Annotated in this window: 2 protein-coding genes; both read left to right on the plus strand. The window is 69.8% G+C overall.

All coding sequences use genetic code 11. The features are described from left to right. The first annotated feature begins 46 nt into the window (after positions 1 to 46). A complete protein-coding gene (locus tag ABTU92_RS29530; RefSeq protein ID WP_408095105.1) occupies positions 47 to 271 on the plus strand; it encodes a hypothetical protein in 225 nt (74 codons plus the stop codon). Positions 272 to 275: 4 nt separating this feature from the next. Next, positions 276 to 1,913: a hypothetical protein gene (locus tag ABTU92_RS29535; protein ID WP_408095106.1), complete on the plus strand. Its 1,638-nt coding sequence runs from the start codon at positions 276 to 278 to the stop codon at positions 1,911 to 1,913. Positions 1,914 to 2,008 lie beyond the last annotated feature (95 nt).

A 2,008-nucleotide genomic window follows, 5' to 3' on the forward strand; every position in this document is an offset into this window, starting at 1 on the left:
CAAGACCTTCCTGGTCGAGCAGCGCGTCCACACCACGGAGTGAGTCATGGCGAAGCAGAAGACGAGCCCCGCGGCCGAGACCGAGACGGCCGCTCCGTCGGTCGCCGGTATCGACCCGGACGCGCGCTACGCGGTCCAGGTCACGGGCCGGCTCGAGTTCGAGCGCGCCAAGCTGGCGCCGGCCTGGTCGACCGAGGTGACAGGCGACTGGCTGATCCGCCTGCTGGCGAGCCCGCATCGGGACAAGGTCGCCGGCGTCGTGAAGGTGTGAGGCGATGCGCAAGTTCGCCTCGGACTACGACATCGACTCCTCCACCGAATATGTGGAGAGCGAGCGCGGGTTCCGGCAGGATGTCGATCTTCGGCTCGACGCCCTCGAGCAGAAGAGCGCGTCGATCGACACGGCGGCTCGCGAGGTCGTCGACCGTGCCGTGCTGTTCGTCGAGCAGCAGGTCGTTCCAGTCGCGACGCAGATCCTGGCGCTGCTGCACGAGATCCAGGACACCGGGATTTCGGCCTCGCTGGTCGCCGAGACCGAGGACCGCGAGTTCCTGACCGAGACCCGCCGCGGCGCGATCGTCGCGGCGGCGCTCGCCGCGGTGCTGGCCGATCTGGAGCCGACCGCCTTCGGCCGGGCCCGGCTGAAGGATGCCGACGACGTCGCCGCCCGCGCGGCCCTCCATGCGGTCTCCTCGCTCGGGCAGGCACTCGGCGCCGGCTACACGCTGGAGGCGAGCCACGACGCCGGCACCAAGTCGAGCGGCACGTTCACACCCGATCCGCTCGCTCGGCAACATCCAGCATGCCGTCAACAACGGCGCCCATGCGATCGCGCCGCCGAGCGGCATCTGCTCGATGGCGATCGAGTACACCAACGGCGCGTCGGCCGGCGCCCTGACGTCGAGCGGGTTCACCAAGACGACCGGGACCTTCTCGACCACCAACGGCGCGCGCCACATCCTCTACGTGACCCGGACCGCGAACGGCAGCCATCTGCACATCACCGGGCTCTATTGATGTTCCCGTTCCCGATCGTCGCGCCGGCTCGCGTCACGCCCGATGCGTTTTCGTTCGCGAGCAACGTGAACGTCGGGAAGGCGACGCTGGTCTACAGCGCCACGATAACACCGGCCGGGTACGACACGGCCGTGTTCGCGAGTGCCGACAACGGGGCCGAGATCAGCATCGCCGGCGGCGCCTGGTCGTCTGTGCCGCAGCTGATCAGCCCCGGCCAGACGATCCGGGTGCGGATGACCAGCTCCGCGAGCTGGTCGACGGCCAAGACGACGACCGTCTCGATCGGTGGCCGCACCGCGACCTGGACGGTCACGACCGGCGCCGTGACGAGCGGTGCCTGGGACACCGGCTGGACCGCCGGAGGATGGACCTTCACTACGCCGGCGGCCTTCGACTGGCTGAGGTTCCAGGGCTGGGCGCCGGGCGGCGGTGGTGGCGGCAGCGGTGCGATCGGCACTGACGGGCAAGACGGTGCCGCTGGAGCCGCCGGCGGCATCGTCCAGTTTGCCGGAGGGCCCTATGCGACCGGCGGTGGCCCCGGGACGGGTGGTCAGGCTCAGACCTATCTGACGGGCCCGAATGCATCCGGATACACGACGTACCACGGCAGCGGCTACGGAGGGGACACCAATACATACGCAGGGGGGGCGAGCGGCGGCGGCGGCGGACCTCCGAAGACCGACGGGCCTTGGGCCTCCGGTGCGGGTGGACAAGGCGGCGCCGGGGGATATGTCGCGAAGACGTATCTGTGGGGCCAGATCAGTGCCTCTGCCGACTACTCCGTCCTGTTGCAGGGGCGGGGGGCCGGAGGTGCAGGAGGCTATAGCCCGTACGGATCGCCAGGCAACGGTGGTGCCTCCGGCGGCTACGGGCGTTGTTACATCGATTGGGGGTGAGGATGATCGAGCACGGATTTGCTCTGCTCGGCCCGGACGGCGGCGAGCTCGCCTGGTGGCCGACCGTGCCGGAGCGTTTCGACGTTGCCGGCGCC

Source organism: Rhodoplanes sp. SY1, assembly GCF_046000175.1.
Taxonomy (GTDB): Bacteria; Pseudomonadota; Alphaproteobacteria; order Rhizobiales; family Xanthobacteraceae; genus Rhodoplanes.